The sequence below is a fragment of the Paenibacillus sp. J5C2022 genome (genome assembly GCF_025567625.1).
GTDB lineage: Bacteria > Bacillota > Bacilli > Paenibacillales > Paenibacillaceae > Pristimantibacillus.
Map to the genome: position 1 here is coordinate 139,007 of NZ_JAOQJC010000014.1, position 16,644 is coordinate 155,650.

The following is a 16,644-nucleotide window of genomic DNA, read 5'->3' on the forward strand; positions in this document are numbered from 1 at the left end:
GATAAGTATAACATCGGAAAGTAGCTAAAGGAAAATTAAGGCGTTGCACTCTCTAGTGCCGATAAGCGGGATTCGATGCTTGCTAATCTACTCGTTAAGCCATCTACGTTGGATTGCGGGAAATTAATGACCGGAGTGTCTTGGAAGTCCACTAAATTAGTAGCTATAACAAATGTATTGCCGCCGACGATCAACGAACTTCCCGGTTGTGCTGTTATATTGAATAGCCCGTTCGTCCCCGAAATCGTACCGCTATGCCCTCCGGACTGTCCGAAGAAGCGTAGCTCCTGATAGCCGAATGCATCCGTTGTGTCGATGCTGATTCGCTTCGTACCGGTATTATCATACGATCGTAGCCCGCCCGGTTCTAACGCGACATGCTGCGTTGTTCCGGCTGTCTTGACCGTGGAAGCAACGATAGTCCCGCCGTTGATGAATGATCCGTTTACGGTACCTCCGATAATCGTTCCCGCGCTCACCGTTCCGCTAAACGTCCCGTCTACGCCTTGTAACGTTCCCGTGAAAGTACCGCCTGCCGCCGACAGGTTCCCGGTGAACGTGCCATCAACGGCTTGCAACGTACCGGCGAAAGTCCCGCTAGCAGCCTGTAGCGATCCCGAAAACGTCCCGGCCGCCGCTTCGAGTGTCCCCGAAAACTTAGCATTCCCCGTCGCCGCGTCCTGCCATATCGTCTTATTTCCGGACTTATTGTACATCGCCATGCCGTACTCGCCAGGCCCCGTCTGCCCTAGCCGGATAAGCTCACGGTTAAAGTCGTCGGATATACGCATCCCTAGCCCGTCGACTAGCGTAATGGAATCGTCGTACTTTTCTCCCTTTAAGACGGCGTTCTTACTCGTATACACCATCGCTTGCTTCCCGGCCACCGTAGCACGAAACAGGACGTCGCCGTTGGATAGCTCGCGGAAATTGGCTAGGACGACACGGCCGCGCTTCGGTTCAAACGGGTACCGCTCGAAACGGTGGACGCGGGCATCGAATCGGTAGCCCATCGGTTCATCGATCACCGTTACAGTGTCGCCGACCTCCCGAATGGCGTCCGCCTTGAACTCGATATCGACTTTTTCGAGCTGAACGAAGTCGATTTCGTAGGCCACTTTCGGAAGCTCGACCGTTTTAAGATGCCGTTCCATAGCGGCCAATAATGCGGGCTGCTCGTCGATTTCCGGGAACTCCACTTTGCCCATGTACGGATTGGCGGCGTCAAAATATTGGCTATCGATATACTTCGTTGTGTGTCCGGCGTGTCCTTCGATCGTAAGCCCGTTCTTGCCGTAGCCATATAACCGCGTTATCCGTTCCATCGAATGGCTTTTCCGGATGATACCCGTCAGGTTTTTCTTGTAACGGATTTCGACGCCATGATTCCCGCCCTTCCTCGTCGTCAACGTTATGCCGTAGTTATCGAAACTCCGCTCGGCCCCGTACAGTTCGCGCGTCTGATTCAATAACGCCAGCTTCGAGTCTTCCCCGAAGTTGAATACGTCCTGATTCGGAAAAGAACCCTCCACCGTAAAAGTGAAGGGCGTCTCGTTTCCGATCAATCCGAGCAAGTATTCCGGCGGCTTGTTGGCGGCAAAGTCCACGAAGTCGTCGAGGAAATATTGTCCGAGTCTGAACGCCACGTGGTACGCCACAACTCGCTTATATATTCGGAGGCCTTCGCGGACCTCGTTGACGTCCTTAATGACGAACCGCTGGCCCCGCTCGATCCCATCCGGAAACTTAACCTCGTTGTCTTCGATTAAACCCTCGTAACGGTCGGAATCGTCGGGCAGCTTCGGATATAGGAAGGATACGAAGTAATCGCCGTTAAGCTCTTCAGTAACCGCAACGTCGGCCGCTTTAGCTAGTATTTGCTTAGCGGGCTGTCCGTTGATAATCGAATGCAGCTCAAGTCGGCTGCGGAATTTTTGCGTCATTGACTTCCCCCTCCGTTTTGGTAGCCGCTGCGCCGAAGTTCTGCCGCCATATCGACGGCTGTCCGGCCAAGCGCGCGCATGTCTATTTCGTCCTCTAGTACCGGATCGTTTACTTCCATGCCGACTACTCGGTCGATATTGTACGTATTACCGCCGCCGTTTCTTCCTTCGAGCATACTCCGAATCTGTCCCGGCGTAAGAACAACTTCGCCCGCCCGCAGTACGGCCGTCACCTCGTCCGGCATGAGCATATCCCCCGCCGAGAAGTTCCGTTGTCCGACAATGCCGCCGTTATGGAATATCGGCAGTCCGTCCACTCCGAGCCATTTACCAATGCTTCCGTCATAGGTTGCGCCTAACTCGGCCCCGAGCCGTTGGTTATCGGCTTTGAGTCTCGCCTTCCCTTCCGCATCCGCCGTGTGCCAGGCTTTAGCGTTAGCTTGCATCTGCGCGATGATCGAAGATTTAACGCCATCGCCAACGCCGGTCATAATCGACTCGTACTCCGTCTTGAACCGTTCCAGCTCGGCCAATATCTCCGCATTAGTCGAAGCAAAAGCCGTATAGCGGGCATCTTCCGTCTTCTCGTAGATCGCCACGAAGTCGCCGTTAAACTCTTCAAGCAGCGTCTTCATTTCGCCGTACCACGATTCGATGTCCGCTTGCTGACGGTCTAGCGCTTCGAGTTGTGCATCCCGTTCGTCCTCGAGTGCGTCCTTTTGGTCCTCGACGTCCATCTTCCGGAGCTTTTCCTTCAGTTCCGCAAGATGCCGCTGGCCCTTCTCCGACGTGGCTCCGCTGTACTTCGCAATTTCGGACTGCAAGTCGGCCCGTTCGCGCGCCCGTTCGCCATCGTCGATTAGTTCCGCCTGCTCGTCGTAAAAGGCCCGTATCGCCTTCCGCCGCTCGTCCAGCGCGTCAAGCTCCGCTTTCTTCTGCTTGTCGATCGCTTTAATTACGTTGTCGGCGGACGCTTCCGCTTTCTTGGCCGCGTCGGCTTCGGCTTGCTCCGTCTCTCGGATTATGTCCAGCCGCAACCGGTAAAGCTCCGAATCAGCCTGCTTGTAATAGTCGGAATCCTTTTCGTAGCGGCTCCGGACACGCGACCAGGCTTCGAGCTTCATGCGTGCTATTTCGGCTTCGCTCTCTCCGGCCAGCGTCATGCGGCGTTCCTCTTGCGTGATCCAATCGGCGGAATGTCGGAACCGTTCGTCGGCCGTTTCTTCCGCAGACCGTGCCGCATCTGCGGCCATTTGTTCGGCAAGACGTTGTCGGCGGGATTCTGCGTCCATCCATATGTCATCGTACTTTTCGTATTGCTTCGCCAACGATTGCAGCCGGTCATGTTCTTGCTGCTCCGTAAGCTGTCCGAGTAGGCGCTTCTTCTCCATTATCTTTAGCGCAAACTGGTACCCTTCCTCTGCTACTTGCTCAGCGGACTTCTCAGCAGACTTTTTAACGCTACTTCCGCCTCCGCTCCGGCCCGGACCTGTTTTCTCGTCAGTCCCGCCGCCGCCGCCGTCCGTCGTCCGGAATGCGTCTACGCCCACCGTAAGATCATCGAGCAACTTAGTCGCTTTGTTAATCTCGAACCGCGTCTGATTGATTTCGTCGTTAATCCGCTTCTTCGTCTTCTCCACCGCGGCCTTTGCGCCCATCTCGAGAAAACCCGCAACTCCATCCGATAAGAATGCGGCCGCTTTCGGCTGCGCGCCTTCGATTTTCCTAATTTGATTCATCGCCTCGGAAGCTAGTCTTACCCGCTCTTCGGCTTCCGTTTTTGCCGCCTGTATTACTTTTTTCGCCGCGGTTATCGCAGCATTTACGCGATCCTTCTCGCCGGTGATATAACCGTCCAGCGCATCTTTGTTTTTAATGTGCCAGCGGTTTTCCTCGTCAAGTTGGGCGTTCAAGTCCGGATATTCCTGCTTGAGCTGCTTAATGATGGTTGCCAGCCGCGCTTTCTGCTCTTCGGACAACTTTTCGCGGGCATTCAGCTCGTCGTATTCGGTGGATAGCGCTTCGAGAGTAGTTACATTGTCGGCCGCCGCGATATTTGATTGCATTTGTTGCCGCGTTAAGTCGACCAGTGCGCCGAGTGCTTCGTCCGTCGACTTCTTCATGGTCCGGAGCGCAAATTCCGCCGCTTCTACGTTTTCGTATCCCATATCGGCCAGCTCTTTGTTTATTTCTTTTATAGCGTCGGCCAAATCGAACATGGCATGCGTATTCTCGATAGTGCCGCGGCCCTCTTCGGCATCCTTCATACGTTGGTTGTATTCGTCTTCGAGTTCGTTCCGCCGTTCCAGGACGTCATTCAACGTATCGACCTGCGTCTGCATCTGCTTATATTGCTGCGCGCCGAGAATGCCGTCCGTCTTCTCTAACGCCGCGTTAAGCGCTTCTTGATTCTCGGAAAATTCGCGAGCTGTCTCGCTGCCACTGTTGGCCGCCGCCACATATGCCGAGATTCCCGTTACGACTGCGCCGATTGCCGTTATTGCCCATCCGATCGGGCCGAGCGCAATGTTAAGTCCCCGGATCGCTACGGACAGTACGCCGATTGCCGTCGCAAAAGCCAGCGTCGCCGTCGTTGTGGCCGTTACGGTTGATACGACTTCCTTATTCTCGGACGCCCATCCGGTAAACTGCTTAATAAGCGGCGTCATTTCTTCGGTCATCTTTTGGATCGTCGGCATGTACGCTTCGCCCAACTCGGCCCGCGCCATTGCCAACGTCTGATTAAACTCGGATTGCGCGCCCGTGTAACCGGTCATAGCAGTCTCAGCGTTACCCGCAAACATAGCAGCCTCCGACATCATGCCGTTATATGCCGCCTGTGCTTTTTGAGCATCCGTCAGCTTGCCCGCGCTTGTGCCGATCGACTTGGCGTAACGGTCGTACATGACGGATAGATTCGTCGTGATACCGGCGGCGTCGGTTAGCTCCGAGTTCTGCATCTTAATACCGCGCGTTGCGTTGACGATCGCCTCGCCCCACGACAAGTGGGCTTCACGGTTATATGCCGCCGAGTCCGCCATAGCGTTGATAAGCTTGATTGATTCGTCCAGCCCGTAGCCGGTCGATAACGTAGCCTTCAGCGCATTAGCCGATTCTTGAACCGTCATGAATCCACGGCTCGCCAATTCTTCGGCCGCTTTCGTTACGGCGTCGACGTCATGCCCGAGCGCCTTCGCTACTTCGGAAACGCCTTGAATCGACATGGCGAGTTGGTTAGCTTCGTCCGCCAGCGTTTTCACCGTCCGTACAAGCCCGACGAGTGCCGCCGATGCCCCGACCGCCACTAACGCTGATTCGAGATGGCGGAAGCTTGCCGCCGTCTTGCCCGCCCCTATTTTTACGTCCATCAAGTCACGCTTTGCCTGGGCCGTCCCTTGCCGGAATCTTGCCGTGTTTAACTCGAGTCGCGCCTTGATAGCGCCGATTTCCGTTGCCATTAGATCACCGCCTTAACGATCATGCCGACGATTAGCTCCCGGTATGGCTCGAGATCGGGCAGCAGCTCCGCATACTCGCCTTCGAGTTTTAAGACGATGCACCGGGCCGCCAACGTTATGATTTCGCGTTTCTCTTCGGGCGCGGCATCTGATTTAAGCACCGCGTCAATATCGGTAAGATAACGGGTAAGGTCGGCGGCTATCGCTTTATTGATTCCTTCGTTCATTCTCGTATCCCCCTTTATAGTAAAAAAGAAGCCGACGGGCTTTAATAATGGTCCGCCAGCTTTTCGTAGATCAACCGTTAAAAACTGCAAGAATCCGTGCTTTATATGACACGTATATGTTAGCATCTTCGATAGTCTTTGTTTTACCCGCTTGCTCGTATAATCGTGCAAGTATATCCGCATCTACTCGGATATGTTCAACGTCTACTGTACCTGTAGAACGAGAAGTTACCGCCTCGTCATTTGTGATCGTTACTTGTCCGCTGTCATAACAAATAATTTGCATTGTTTGTCCCTCCTAGTGGTTTTATTGGCCTTCCTGGAGTCGCTGAAGCCGTTCCTCCAAGTACGCAACCTTTGCTTTTTCCTGTGCTGCTTGCTCTATGAGTATCGCGTGATTCGCGAAGTCCCATGCGTAACGCGCTCTTGTCACTTCTCGTGCTAACGCTTCCGGTGAGTTCGGGTCCTCTCCTACTTCTACTTCTTCTTCTTTGTAGTCCTCCGGCCTATGCCCCTCATTCCCCTCGATAACAAAGAACTCGTCCGTACGATTCAAGTATCTTGTATACTCGGGGCCGGCCATATTGTCTACAGCGTCAGTAATAATGGGGCCTGTATAGACTTCCGGCTGCTCAAGCATCGATTGTGCCGATTCCATGATCGTACGTGCTTGGCGTACATCATCGGTTTCAAATTTTGTCTGCAAGGTGCCGAACGTCTGACTTAGATTTTGCCTCGTATGTCCGTCGGAACCCGGTGCGCCAATAATAGTAGCGGCCATCTCGCCGAATTGATCACTTACGATGTTCGCGATATACGGATCGTCGAGTTTTTCCACGAACTCGGTTAGCTTTTTATACGCCGCATCGGCCCGTGTAGCGATTTGCAATTCCGTTTTCAGCCTGCGTAGTTCGCCCTCGAAACGTTCCAGTTTAACCGCGTCAGGCTTCGGAGGCTTAGCGTAGACGATGGCGTCAGCGTATTTTGCGGCCTTAGATAAGTGCGATTTGTACTCCTGCATCCTCGTATGACTGTTTTGGAGAATCGAGATGCCTACTTCTTTCTTTAACGCTGCCTTGGCTTCTACTCTCCCCTCAGTACTAAGACGCCTATCGTCTTCGATTGCGCGGTTTCGTTCCTCGAACTGCTTTTTAATTGACAGCAATTGGCCTGCGCTATCACCTGTAATTTCATGTGCTTTTTGCATAAACTCTTTAGCTTTAAGAATTGTCATTTGTCATTTCCCCTTTAGTTTTTTATTGAGTAGCCTTCCGCCTCTAACTCCGCCACAAAGTCAAATTGGACATGCATCGCCGCTGACGTTGTCGACGTTATAGCGTTTCGCTTGCGTACTTCCTTCGTTTTTACAACATTGCCCTCTGCGTCTGTCGCAGTAAGATGTACGATAATATCCATCGTGCCGTTTATGGCTATGACCTGGCGGTCTACGGTGACTTCTTGACGATGCGGCCGGGCTGGCACCGGCGATGGCGTTCCGATCCACGTCCGCCGCTCGTCGTTTGGTTCGATCTTAATTAAACTTCGGCTCGTTATCATACGTTTACCAACTGGACCGCGACCGCCTTCGTACGTCCCTGCCTGTCGACGCCTTCCTCGTAAGCCACCGTCACGCCTTCGCGAATGTACGCTTTGTTTCCGTCCACGATTTCGGCAACGTGAAAAAATAGCTTTCCAGGCTTTCCGCCATTAAGGCCGATAAACCCGAATCCCTTATCCGGATTAAAGAACCGTACCTTGCCAACGTGCTTTGAAGGGCTAACCGGCTGATACTCCGGCCCCTTCCGTTCCGGCTTCGGCTGGCGCTTACTCGTGCCAATACTCGGCCCAATCGACGCCATTAGCTCGACGTGCGCCTCCGTGTCCTCCGCTCGGTATGTCGTCCATGTCGCTGATTCGTTATACATTCCGCTTTCTCCCCTTCTTCGGTTTTTTGGTGATACCCCTTACCTCGTCCGATTTACCGTAAACCCGCGGCGCGTTTTCTCGGATATACGCGTCGGACCAGTATCCGCCGTACACCATTTCGCCGATCTTGTCCGACTCTGTATCCGCTAAAATGACCCGTTTGCGGTGATACTCCATCGGAATAATTTCGCTGACAAATAGCATCGTATCTACCTCCCGTAACGCTTTAGAACGCCAAATAAGCCGATATAGGGGCATAACCCTTTATCCGCTATAGGACGTCTAATTCAACGGCTATAAAGCGTCTGACACGGTAAATATCAAGGTAAACCGTTATGTTGTCGCCTGCTTTCTACGGTACTCGCGCGCCCTCTTGTTCCGCGCCTTCCTTGCCGCTTCCGCCCCGCACTTTTCGCAATAAATCTGCCGCCCCGACTTCCGCTTAAACGCCGCCCGGCAGCTCCGGCACGGTACGTACTTGCTACCGTCAGCCAGCCCCCGCTCGGCCTTATACGACTGCTCTAGCGCTGGATCGGCCGGTAATACGGCGTTCTCAAAATAGCGGCATCGGCCGTTTTGCTGCCGGAAGTATACACATTGACAATCCATTAAGCAGCGGTCGGCCGTGCTTGTGTCAAACGTTGCGCATTGCGTCCGTGCCATCGATTGGATACGTGCCGTTACGTCACTCACCGGCGATCACGCTCCAATCCGTCTTGCACAAACGTCTTATCCGTCATCGGGTAGGCGTCCGGCCACCGTCCGGCATCCAGTCCGCCATATAGCACGAATAGCACAATGGCCCGTACCTCGAACTTTGTCACGCCCCAATTTTTTGTGGGCGAAAACTCCTTACACGTCAACGTTGCCAGCCGCTCCACCAGCGCGAAGAACTTAGGTTCCGTCATCTTGGCGATGTGTTCCGGCCCGTTCGATTCTTCTTCGATACACCGGACCATCCGGCCGAGACAGATTTCGCGCTCAATCCCGTCGACAAAGTACGGGCATATCTTTAGTGGCCGCTTGTCCTCCGCATATTTAATGTACGTGTATCCTTCCGTGTCCCGTGTAACTATAGCTTGCATGTCGTTCAGTCCCGTTGCGGCCGCCGTGGTCCGCGTCCGACTTCGTATTTGTGCCCACGTGTTGCCCTGTCGTTTAACGCCCGACTGTACGGCGTGACTGTTGACATTCCGCCAATTATGCGGTACCATTAATTTGGGATATACTGTTCAAATTTAAGAATGTACAGTAAAAAATAAAAAGCGCTAATCATAACGCCAGTCTTTCCGCATCCCTTGCCCGCGCGATCGCCTCCATAATATCGTCGCCGGTCCCGAACGTCTGCGCAATCCGTAGGCGCAGCTCCCTAGATACCGCACGATGACCGTTCTCAACGGCGGAAATCGTTGATGTCGATACTTTCAATAGCTCGGCCATCTCCGGCTGCGTCATGTCTTTATATACGCGGATGGCTCGGACCGTCTCTCCGTTCATCTCCATATCCCCCTTTATCTGATCGAATGTTTACATATACGTTAAAAATAATGGGCCGAGAACTTATGTTCCCTTCCTCACCTATTAGTATAAGTGTCCGAGGTATTAAGCCGACGACGCATCGTTCAAATTATAAGCGATAACTGGCCCCGCCAGCTCCGCCGCTTCCCTTTCCGATCTCCACCGTTTATGCTTATTGGGCGAATAATGCTTGTCCGAATCCATACTTTTATTCGTTGGAGTCCGGCGGCCACGCTCCTGCCGTATCCTCCTTTCGTCGATCGCTTTTTCCGGTTCAGCCTTGACTGATTCGCCGCGCGCCGATAGTTCAAACAGTTCGACCGGCGAATAAAACGGATACTCGTAGTCCTGCCGTTCCCTGTAACGCTTCAGCTCCGGGCTGTCGTGTCGTTCAAGCCGCTTGCGGACCTTATCCTTCCGCTTTCTGCACTGATGTCCGCAGACCTCCGCCATACCGTTACGTGACTCGTCCATGAACTCGCACCGACAGACCTCGCAAGTCTTCACTCGTTTAGCCTGGCGCCCCGGCATCGTCTCCATGAAACACCACCGTTGATATTCGTTCTCTAGGTAGCGCCGCGCCCCGTCTCCAACCGGCGGATTCTCTTCGTCTTCGTCCGCTTTGATGTGCGCTTTTGTTCGAAGCGTCAAGCCCTTCACATGATCCTCCGCCAGCACATAATCGGCCAGCCGTTCGATCCATTTACGCTGCCCTTCCGTCGGCAAGATTAGCGGGCCGGGCGATTCGTGGTATTGGAACACGCCGCCGTATGAACGATAATCACCGTAGGCTTTCGCCTGCCGTTCGATAAAGTACCCGTAGGCCTCTTCCGTATCGAGTGATGCGGCTGCGACGACGTTCCGGACTTGCAGGGAATGTTCAGCGTGACGGTGGTAATCGGATCGTTTCGTATTTTGGAATAAGTTGCGTGCGTGTTTCAACAGATCGCCCTCCTTAGTATGTTTCTTCCCCAACTGATTCGACTATGTACAAAATCTGATATAATGGGTTATTTATATGGTCTTAATGTAGTGGTCGAACTGTCTTCTAGGCAGTATGCGCCGCAACCTATCTTTACTGTCCCTATATACATCAGCTATGATGTCTTCAAGCGTACTATTCGGCTCTATCGCATACGCTTGACCTTCTGATTCCAGTTTAACTCTATAAACGTTTGGTAATTTCTTATAAGTTCCTCCCGCCGCCCTGTTACGTCCCACGATTTCCAACAACTCGGCCGCCTCTAGCTTCTCAATCACGCGCCATACTGTATCAGAACTCACCCCCGCCGATTCCGCCATTTGTTTATAAGTCATATAAAACGCCTGACCATCGCCTTCCGTCCACCGCTTACTGTGTACGAGGATCGCATACATAACCGCCTTCTCGCCCTTTGTTTTACAACGTCGCATAATGGCGTCAACCTCACCGAAGCTTACAGTTAAATCCTTTAGCTGCGTGGTCAGCGTCTTGTTATTCTCATAAACCCACGTCAGTACCTCCTGTAAGTCTTTTTCGACGGCGGCGCGTTCCGTCCGATAAAATGACTTGTCTTGCCGATCTAACCACGATAAAATAGCGGCCTCGGCGACAGCAATATCAGCCCCGTTATGGTTGAACAACCGAGCTAATATGATGAACGATTTATGGCGTTGGCCTGGACCGGTCATCCCCTCCGAAAAAAGTCGAGAAGCCCTCTCTAGCGTGTAGCTCTCGTCTTGCCGGTGCGACTCTAGTAGCTTGTGTCCGGCAATGACGTCCTCCATTTGAGCAGCATCTTTCATCGTGTATGGCGGGTCCGCTGTCATTTCTCGTAGCGCATCGTAAACAATCGCCGGGTCCGTCTTTTTTATCGACATTAAATATTCCTTAGATTCCGCCTCGTCCATCGGCTTCAGCCCGTCATCTATTTGACAGAACCCGGCATATTTACCCGTCACGCCATGATTGCACATCGGGAGCTTGACCGCCTGCTTCGCCGTGGGCCGGAACTCAACAACGCCCGCCTCCGATGGGATATCGTCAATATCCGCTTGCTTTAAGATATACTCATAAAATGCGCGGGCCTTGTCTGTGCTTATCGGCTTTTCAAAAAACACTTCAACGTGATAGCCTTTTTCACCGCTAAATGAAGTGACGTGATTATCGATTTTGCTATCCAATAATGCCGCATTAAGTTTGTACACGGCCCACTTCGCCATATCATGATCTCGGTAATCAACGTCAAAACAGATAAATTTCGTAAAAAACTGTCCGGAGAACGTGCCGACCGGCTTCCCTCCGTTAAGATGCTCTGACATGAGCGAACGGTGAAGTGGGAGGCCTCTACTAACTGTTCTGTACTTGCCCGCCGTCGTACCAACAATGTAATGCCGTGATTGGATAATATACAAATCGTACAATCGATCGATAGCAATCATTTAGCTTTAGGCCTCCCTTCTTGGCAGTTACGGAGAAGCACGATTAATACCGGGCCTCCCTTTATCTTCTGACCTCTTCCCACGCGCCCTGTACGACTTTGAATAGAAACTCGGAACCTCCTGCGTCCGGGTGTACCGCCTTCATAAGCGACCTATAGCGGGATTGAACAGATTTTAGGTGCTCTCCGTAGCTCACGCCGAGTACTTCATACGGATCGAGTCCTAACGATTGGATTGGCGTCTTCTCCGGTGCTTTCTTGAAGCGTCTTACGATCTCGTCTACAGGCTTTCCGCAATTCACTTCAATCTTAATGTCCACGTACGATTCAGCAATTAGATTCCCGGATAAATGCGCGGCCAACTCCGCAAAGCAAGCAATTTGCTCGCGGCTTAGTTTGAGAATCTTCTTAACTGTGCCGTATGGGATATCGTCAAATTGACTAAGAGCATCTTCCTTAGCTTCACTCGCGGTTGACTTCGAGAAGAGCCCGGCCGCCTGGCGTTCCTCCTTCACAACGCCCCGTAGCTCCTTAACCGTCATTCTGGCGATATCATTTTGCGCAAGGAAGGCGGCTCGGTCCACGGTTTCCGGAAGCTTGACCAGTTCGAAAAGCTTACTTGTCGGCAAATCGTGCGACGTCGCATGGTTCCCGAATTGGTCGTACACTTGTATGTACCGGGTTGCCGTGCTTGGGTCAATGCCGAATCCGCCGAGCCATGTTCCCCACTGGCCGTGCGTTAGGTCGTTGTCGCGGACATGCTTCAGCAGCATTCCCTTTTCAAACGCCGTCTGACGTTCGATCCCCTCCAACTCTCTCAGTCTTTTCTCCACTGTTGGTAAATCCGCTGAAAACATATGCCTCGGTTGTTTAGCTGCCATCCGAACCCCTCCTTAAATAAATATCGCATACACGATACAAACTCTATGTTGCAATAATATCGCCTATACGATACAATGTCAATACCGCATAAACGATATTTTTAGGAGATGGTTAATTAATGAGTACTGAGCGAAATATTAGTAGTATCTTCAAAAGAGTAAAGCAACCGCATGAGGTCAAAGAAGACGAAGATTATGGATCAACTTTCCGGATTGAATTTCGGCTACACCTTGTACTTAAGCAGCGGAACTTAAAACAACGGGATTTAGCAAGAATGACTGGCTTGCGGCCAAATGCAATCAGCAATATTTATAGAGGCTTCCCGGAACGCTTATCTATAGATCATATTGAACGCATCGCAAATGCTTTGGGAATTACTGATATTAGAGAATTGATAGTCCTCGTTCCCGAAGAAGATCACGATTTTTGGCAAGTCGGTAAAGAAGGTCACTCAGAAGATAGCGAATAATCTCGTTGCAACTTTTTGAAACCGAACGTTTGTTCCTATCGTACAATATAACAAGAACGAAAGAAAGCCCGACAATAGTTGCCGCTATCGCCGGGTAATCCTCACTAACCGAAAGTGTATGTGCCTAACCGGTAACTGCCGTTGAAACCGATAGCGGTCGAACCGCCATACACTTCCGCACATTTATGTGAACCGGTTGTCACGGCTGCCTAGTTACCGCTAGGCTTTCCGTGGTCCGGGAACACTCGATCAGCCGGAATAGTTGGCGCTATCCCGGCAAACTACTAGCCCGTATGGCGATCCAATCCGTTTGCAGCCGGATTGGTACAGGCACGGAAACACTCGACGATAATCGGGCCCTTGAGTATCGTAGCTATCCGCGACAAAGGACGTCAGTTCAAGTGACACCCTTTGTTTCGGCCGGTTGCAGTCCGGCTCTCGTCAGGCGGACCTATGGTCTGAAAGACCGGAACATTTATTCACGGACACGGCTACCGCTCCGTTATCGTCTTCATAAAGTCATACGCGGACTTCTGCCCGTTTTGGTATCCGTCATAGTAAGCGTTTTGTACCGCAAACCGGATGATCGGCAGCATGTCGGCCGGTATTTGGTACGTTTCGGACAGCCGGGCCATTTCCTGCTTGGCGTATTCAGTCGAGTTCTTGGGCTTCATACATACCGCCTCCCTTTCAGCGTGAATCCGATCGCGGCGAGCTTGTCCTGTTCGATGACTGCCGCCCCCGCGATGCCGGGCCGATTCCCCAGTATTTCCGCCAGCTTGTCCGCCGACACCTTAACGGACTCGCCGGGCTGCGTGTAGCTTGCATACGGCAGATTGACGTAGTACAGCCCATCCCTACGATTGCGGTAGTATCCGACGGACAAGGGGCCGACCGTAACCGTGCCGCCGAAGCCGCCGGTCGAGTTGTTGAAGATGCGGAGATTGAACGTTATCATCGGCCGAACGCCCCTTTCACGAACTCGGCGAACAATGCGCCAAGGATATAAGCGATAAAGCGGCTACGGCGGCCCAGGTTGCGGCTTTGCGGATTCAAACGGCTAGACGACGAGCAGGCAAGTACGAGCATCATCGGCGGTCACCTCCTTAATGGGAACCCCGGTTAATGCTGCGAGCTGGACGGCATCGACCGTTGTGGAGCCGAGTACGGTCCGCGGGTGCAGATCGAGCAGCTTCCGGAAGAAATCGGCTTGGACAACGAACCTAGTACGAGAAGGAAGCAGCGTGACGTGAGCGAGTGAATCCGGCGTAATGACGTAGCGGATGGCGGACGATGCGGACGGCTTGACGTGATTAACTTTTGACATTCGGATGAAACCTCCTAAATTTATTTTCGTACACTATAGTGTTAATAATAAACCTTGTAGTGTCGTTTTTGTTAACCATAGAATACACTCTCTAGTGTGCATTGTCAACACTGAAATTGAAGTTTTTCACATGCGGAAGTATAATCGCTGTATGGAGGCGAGTTTATAGCGATGATTAAAGTACACTTGTCTAGGCTTATGGGCGAGCGTCGCCTAAAGATAGCGGATTTAGAACGACTTACAAAAGAGGCCGGGAACGGTCTTCATCGGAATGGTATTACGAAGCTGTACAACGAGAGGACAGACGGAGTCAAGTTTGAAACGTTGAATGCTATTTGCAAAGCCTTGGACTGTCGTGTGGAAGACATAATCGAATATATCCCGGACGAGACGTAGCCAAGCCGCCTAACTAATGGTAAAATCGTCCTATAACGATATGGGAGATGATTACTGTATGACCGGAATTTTGAAGTTTCTTGGATGGGCCTCGATAATATGCGGACTTGCGGCCGGAATCTATTACGGAACACTAGACGATCCGCTTGCGGAGCTACTTCGCACCTATGACGATAGCTTCCGACTTGCGGCCGCGCTGACGTGGTGGATTAGCGGAGCGATATCGGGGATCGTATTCTTTGCACTGGCGTACATACTCGGGCATGTCGAGGCGATCCGGAATTATATCGAGCAGCAGCCAGTTTCGGAAACAAGAACGTCGTCGGGGACGTATCCCGAAACCGGGAAATCAAAGGTTACGTTAGGTAGCGTCAAGGATTATAAAATGAAGAATATCGATTAACGTATGAGGCCGCCAGTCCTACGGGATATGCGGTCTTTTGTTTGCGGGCTAACACCTTCAGTAATACTTAACGTGCAAGTCCGTAGAATTAAACCTATTAAGTAACAAAACGTACACAGCCGCTAAGGCGTTTTATCGCCGCCAAGGCCGTACAAGGCTCGGAAACCGATACTTCCCGACGTCGGGAACTTTCCGTCCGATCATACCTGTCAATTCGGCAGATATGACGAAAAAGCCCCGCACAAGGCCGGAGAAGGCTCGTACAGGGCTTCGTTTATCTATTCGCTATACAACGATTCGAGCGGCGAATGCTTGGCGTGTTTGGCCGCCACATCCTGCGAAAATAATTTAACGTAATTCCGGACCATTTCGAGCGACGTATGCCCGAGTATAATCTGCAATGACAGCGGGTCGCCCCCGTTCATGACGTACATCTTCGCCATCGTATGCCGGAACGTATGCGGGCTGACACGGACTCCCTTCAGACCAGCCGCGGCCCCGTACGCCTGGATATTCTCCTGCATCGTCCGGACCTTGGCGGGCGTGTTATCGATGTTGACGAATAAAAAGTCATGATCGAGCAGGCCGCGGATTTCGAGATACTGGCGGAGATGCTTGTCCAGCGTCTGCTGAAACGGGACATACCGCTCCTTCCGACCTTTGCCGTATACCTTAATCCGCCGTTCCCGCCAGTTGATATTCGGGATGACGATGCCTTCCGCCTCGGATATCCGTATCCCCGTTTCGAGTAGTAGCAGCATAAGCACGTAGTCACGGTACCCAGTAAATTTTGTCTTGTCCGGGGCCGACAGTAACGTTTTAATCTGCGGCTTGCTGAACGTTTGGATAATCTTCGATTCCGACTTCATCTTCGCTACGTGGTCGTACGGATTTTCCTCGACGTACCCTTCCGCCGCCATAAAGTTGAAGAACGCCCGCCAGCCGCGATTGTACATATTCACCGTCGTATCCGGCGACCCCGATTCCCGCCGCTCGATACTAAATTCGTGGATATGCTCGGCAGTTACGTCGGACGGCCGGTCAATTCCGGATTTCGTTACATGTTCGCGCAGCACCTTCAGAATGACCCGGTAATAACTAATCGTGGATTCCGACAGGTTCCGGATTTTACAATTTCGGATGAACGTGTTAACCGCAATGTCGAAGTCCTCCGACTCGGGCGGCCGTTTACTCGCACCGTACCCGTGGCCTGCAATCGTATTCTTGCGTCGTTTTGCGCACATAAAAAAGACACCTCTTCCGCCAAATTTTACGCGGTTATAAGGTGCCTTCCGTACGGCTTATCGGGGGTCAGCCGCGTCTAGATTCGTCTTTTACGGTTCGTAATCTTCGAACTGTTTCGGACGGCTTAACGCTGGCTTAGCGCGATGTTACCGGCTTTTCGTATGCGCGTAGAGGGACTTGAACCCCCACGGTTTCCCGCTAGATCCTAAGTCTAGTGCGTCTGCCAATTCCGCCATACGCGCGCTTGGGTCTTGCAAAAAACTGGTGAGCCATGAAGGACTCGAACCTTCGACACCCTGATTAAAAGTCAGGTGCTCTACCAACTGAGCTAATGGCTCATGATTAAATGGCTGGGGATATAGGATTCGAACCTATGCATGACGGAGTCAAAGTCCGTTGCCTTACCGCTTGGCTAATCCCCAGCAAAATC

General features: G+C 52.2%; 21 protein-coding genes and 3 tRNA genes. 3 read left to right on the forward strand and 21 right to left on the reverse strand.

Annotation, left to right across the window (positions count from 1 at the left end; all coding sequences use genetic code 11):
- Positions 1-35: 35 nt before the first annotated feature.
- From M6D81_RS13765 to M6D81_RS13830, 14 genes are all read right to left on the reverse strand, one after another.
- A complete protein-coding gene (locus tag M6D81_RS13765) occupies positions 36-1,943 on the reverse strand; it encodes a phage tail spike protein (protein WP_262677476.1) in 1,908 nt (635 codons plus the stop codon).
- On the reverse strand, positions 1,940-5,401 hold the full coding sequence (locus M6D81_RS13770; RefSeq protein WP_262677477.1) for a hypothetical protein: 3,462 nt from the start codon (positions 5,399-5,401) through the stop codon (positions 1,940-1,942). The genes M6D81_RS13765 and M6D81_RS13770 overlap by 4 nt, the downstream gene beginning before the upstream one ends.
- Positions 5,401-5,628 carry a hypothetical protein gene (locus M6D81_RS13775; protein WP_262677478.1) on the reverse strand — a complete coding sequence of 76 codons (228 nt, stop codon included), beginning with the start codon at positions 5,626-5,628 and terminating at the stop codon, positions 5,401-5,403. Before M6D81_RS13775 ends, M6D81_RS13770 begins: the two co-directional genes overlap by 1 nt.
- Before the next feature lie 70 nt (positions 5,629-5,698).
- Complete coding sequence (locus tag M6D81_RS13780; RefSeq protein WP_262677479.1) at positions 5,699-5,914, reverse strand: hypothetical protein; 216 nt, start codon at positions 5,912-5,914, stop codon at positions 5,699-5,701.
- Positions 5,915-5,935: 21 nt separating this feature from the next.
- Positions 5,936-6,862 (reverse strand): ATP synthase subunit B family protein, encoded by a 927-nt coding sequence (locus tag M6D81_RS13785; protein WP_262677480.1) that lies wholly within the window; start codon positions 6,860-6,862, stop codon positions 5,936-5,938.
- 14 nt (positions 6,863-6,876) lie between these two features.
- The gene (locus M6D81_RS13790; RefSeq protein ID WP_262677481.1) at positions 6,877-7,185 is read right to left on the reverse strand and encodes a hypothetical protein; all 309 of its coding nucleotides are present in this window, start codon (positions 7,183-7,185) and stop codon (positions 6,877-6,879) included.
- A complete protein-coding gene (locus tag M6D81_RS13795; RefSeq protein WP_262677482.1) occupies positions 7,182-7,553 on the reverse strand; it encodes a cold-shock protein in 372 nt (123 codons plus the stop codon). The genes M6D81_RS13790 and M6D81_RS13795 overlap by 4 nt, the downstream gene beginning before the upstream one ends.
- Positions 7,546-7,758, reverse strand: a complete 213-nt coding sequence (locus M6D81_RS13800) for a hypothetical protein (protein WP_262677483.1) — start codon at positions 7,756-7,758, stop codon at positions 7,546-7,548. Before M6D81_RS13800 ends, M6D81_RS13795 begins: the two co-directional genes overlap by 8 nt.
- 129 nt (positions 7,759-7,887) lie before the next feature.
- Positions 7,888-8,247, reverse strand: a complete 360-nt coding sequence (locus M6D81_RS13805; protein ID WP_262677484.1) for a cysteine-rich VLP protein — start codon at positions 8,245-8,247, stop codon at positions 7,888-7,890.
- Positions 8,244-8,639 carry a hypothetical protein gene (locus M6D81_RS13810; RefSeq protein ID WP_262677485.1) on the reverse strand — a complete coding sequence of 132 codons (396 nt, stop codon included), beginning with the start codon at positions 8,637-8,639 and terminating at the stop codon, positions 8,244-8,246. Before M6D81_RS13810 ends, M6D81_RS13805 begins: the two co-directional genes overlap by 4 nt.
- Positions 8,640-8,826: 187 nt before the next feature.
- Positions 8,827-9,051: a helix-turn-helix transcriptional regulator gene (locus tag M6D81_RS13815; RefSeq protein ID WP_262677486.1), complete on the reverse strand. Its 225-nt coding sequence runs from the start codon at positions 9,049-9,051 to the stop codon at positions 8,827-8,829.
- Positions 9,052-9,156: 105 nt separating this feature from the next.
- The gene (locus tag M6D81_RS13820) at positions 9,157-10,014 is read right to left on the reverse strand and encodes a hypothetical protein (RefSeq protein ID WP_262677487.1); all 858 of its coding nucleotides are present in this window, start codon (positions 10,012-10,014) and stop codon (positions 9,157-9,159) included.
- 72 nt (positions 10,015-10,086) lie between these two features.
- Entirely contained in the window at positions 10,087-11,493 is a 1,407-nt protein-coding gene (locus tag M6D81_RS13825) for a TOTE conflict system archaeo-eukaryotic primase domain-containing protein (RefSeq protein WP_262677488.1), read from the reverse strand.
- A 61-nt stretch (positions 11,494-11,554) separates the two neighbouring features.
- A complete protein-coding gene (locus M6D81_RS13830; protein ID WP_262677489.1) occupies positions 11,555-12,373 on the reverse strand; it encodes a DUF3102 domain-containing protein in 819 nt (272 codons plus the stop codon).
- 119 nt (positions 12,374-12,492) lie between these two features.
- Between M6D81_RS13830 and M6D81_RS13835 the strand changes: the two genes are divergently transcribed.
- Positions 12,493-12,843, forward strand: a complete 351-nt coding sequence (locus M6D81_RS13835; RefSeq protein WP_262677490.1) for a helix-turn-helix domain-containing protein — start codon at positions 12,493-12,495, stop codon at positions 12,841-12,843.
- Between the two features lie 491 nt (positions 12,844-13,334).
- Here M6D81_RS13835 and M6D81_RS13840 read toward each other — a convergent pair whose 3' ends face one another.
- From M6D81_RS13840 to M6D81_RS13850, 3 genes are all read right to left on the reverse strand, one after another.
- Positions 13,335-13,517: a hypothetical protein gene (locus tag M6D81_RS13840; protein ID WP_262677491.1), complete on the reverse strand. Its 183-nt coding sequence runs from the start codon at positions 13,515-13,517 to the stop codon at positions 13,335-13,337.
- The gene (locus M6D81_RS13845; RefSeq protein ID WP_262677492.1) at positions 13,514-13,801 is read right to left on the reverse strand and encodes a hypothetical protein; all 288 of its coding nucleotides are present in this window, start codon (positions 13,799-13,801) and stop codon (positions 13,514-13,516) included. The genes M6D81_RS13840 and M6D81_RS13845 overlap by 4 nt, the downstream gene beginning before the upstream one ends.
- 102 nt (positions 13,802-13,903) lie before the next feature.
- Positions 13,904-14,170, reverse strand: coding sequence for a hypothetical protein (locus tag M6D81_RS13850; protein WP_262677493.1), 267 nt, complete (start codon positions 14,168-14,170; stop codon positions 13,904-13,906).
- Positions 14,171-14,341: 171 nt separating this feature from the next.
- Here M6D81_RS13850 and M6D81_RS13855 point away from each other — a divergent pair, with 171 nt between their 5' ends.
- Together M6D81_RS13855 and M6D81_RS13860 are read left to right on the forward strand one after the other, a co-directional pair.
- Positions 14,342-14,566: a helix-turn-helix domain-containing protein gene (locus M6D81_RS13855; protein WP_262677494.1), complete on the forward strand. Its 225-nt coding sequence runs from the start codon at positions 14,342-14,344 to the stop codon at positions 14,564-14,566.
- A gap of 58 nt (positions 14,567-14,624) precedes the next feature.
- On the forward strand, positions 14,625-14,969 hold the full coding sequence (locus tag M6D81_RS13860; RefSeq protein ID WP_262677495.1) for a hypothetical protein: 345 nt from the start codon (positions 14,625-14,627) through the stop codon (positions 14,967-14,969).
- 278 nt (positions 14,970-15,247) lie between these two features.
- On the opposite strand, the gene M6D81_RS13865 is transcribed toward M6D81_RS13860, so the two are convergent.
- The 4 genes from M6D81_RS13865 to M6D81_RS13880 form a co-directional block, all read right to left on the reverse strand.
- A complete protein-coding gene (locus M6D81_RS13865) occupies positions 15,248-16,213 on the reverse strand; it encodes a tyrosine-type recombinase/integrase (RefSeq protein WP_262677496.1) in 966 nt (321 codons plus the stop codon).
- A gap of 163 nt (positions 16,214-16,376) precedes the next feature.
- Positions 16,377-16,456 (reverse strand) — tRNA-Leu (locus M6D81_RS13870).
- A 20-nt stretch (positions 16,457-16,476) separates the two neighbouring features.
- Positions 16,477-16,552: transfer RNA gene (locus M6D81_RS13875), tRNA-Lys, on the reverse strand.
- A gap of 9 nt (positions 16,553-16,561) precedes the next feature.
- Positions 16,562-16,636: transfer RNA gene (locus M6D81_RS13880), tRNA-Gln, on the reverse strand.
- Between the last annotated feature and the right edge of the window lie 8 nt (positions 16,637-16,644).

Bases quoted from the DNA above. Each gene is read 5' to 3' on its own strand.
- M6D81_RS13825 (WP_262677488.1), bottom strand. From the start codon at position 11,493: ATGATTGCTATCGATCGATTGTACGATTTGTATATTATCCAATCACGG.
- M6D81_RS13770 (WP_262677477.1), bottom strand. From the start codon at position 5,401: ATGGCAACGGAAATCGGCGCTATCAAGGCGCGACTCGAGTTAAACACG.
- M6D81_RS13815 (WP_262677486.1), bottom strand. From the start codon at position 9,051: ATGAACGGAGAGACGGTCCGAGCCATCCGCGTATATAAAGACATGACG.
- M6D81_RS13855 (WP_262677494.1), top strand. From the start codon at position 14,342: ATGATTAAAGTACACTTGTCTAGGCTTATGGGCGAGCGTCGCCTAAAG.
- M6D81_RS13830 (WP_262677489.1), bottom strand. From the start codon at position 12,373: ATGGCAGCTAAACAACCGAGGCATATGTTTTCAGCGGATTTACCAACA.
- M6D81_RS13795 (WP_262677482.1), bottom strand. From the start codon at position 7,553: ATGTATAACGAATCAGCGACATGGACGACATACCGAGCGGAGGACACG.
- M6D81_RS13810 (WP_262677485.1), bottom strand. From the start codon at position 8,639: ATGCAAGCTATAGTTACACGGGACACGGAAGGATACACGTACATTAAA.
- M6D81_RS13840 (WP_262677491.1), bottom strand. From the start codon at position 13,517: ATGAAGCCCAAGAACTCGACTGAATACGCCAAGCAGGAAATGGCCCGG.
- M6D81_RS13800 (WP_262677483.1), bottom strand. From the start codon at position 7,758: ATGCTATTTGTCAGCGAAATTATTCCGATGGAGTATCACCGCAAACGG.
- M6D81_RS13790 (WP_262677481.1), bottom strand. From the start codon at position 7,185: ATGATAACGAGCCGAAGTTTAATTAAGATCGAACCAAACGACGAGCGG.
- M6D81_RS13780 (WP_262677479.1), bottom strand. From the start codon at position 5,914: ATGCAAATTATTTGTTATGACAGCGGACAAGTAACGATCACAAATGAC.
- M6D81_RS13865 (WP_262677496.1), bottom strand. From the start codon at position 16,213: ATGTGCGCAAAACGACGCAAGAATACGATTGCAGGCCACGGGTACGGT.
- M6D81_RS13845 (WP_262677492.1), bottom strand. From the start codon at position 13,801: ATGATAACGTTCAATCTCCGCATCTTCAACAACTCGACCGGCGGCTTC.
- M6D81_RS13775 (WP_262677478.1), bottom strand. From the start codon at position 5,628: ATGAACGAAGGAATCAATAAAGCGATAGCCGCCGACCTTACCCGTTAT.
- M6D81_RS13765 (WP_262677476.1), bottom strand. From the start codon at position 1,943: ATGACGCAAAAATTCCGCAGCCGACTTGAGCTGCATTCGATTATCAAC.
- M6D81_RS13850 (WP_262677493.1), bottom strand. From the start codon at position 14,170: ATGTCAAAAGTTAATCACGTCAAGCCGTCCGCATCGTCCGCCATCCGC.
- M6D81_RS13860 (WP_262677495.1), top strand. From the start codon at position 14,625: ATGACCGGAATTTTGAAGTTTCTTGGATGGGCCTCGATAATATGCGGA.
- M6D81_RS13785 (WP_262677480.1), bottom strand. From the start codon at position 6,862: ATGACAATTCTTAAAGCTAAAGAGTTTATGCAAAAAGCACATGAAATT.
- M6D81_RS13835 (WP_262677490.1), top strand. From the start codon at position 12,493: ATGAGTACTGAGCGAAATATTAGTAGTATCTTCAAAAGAGTAAAGCAA.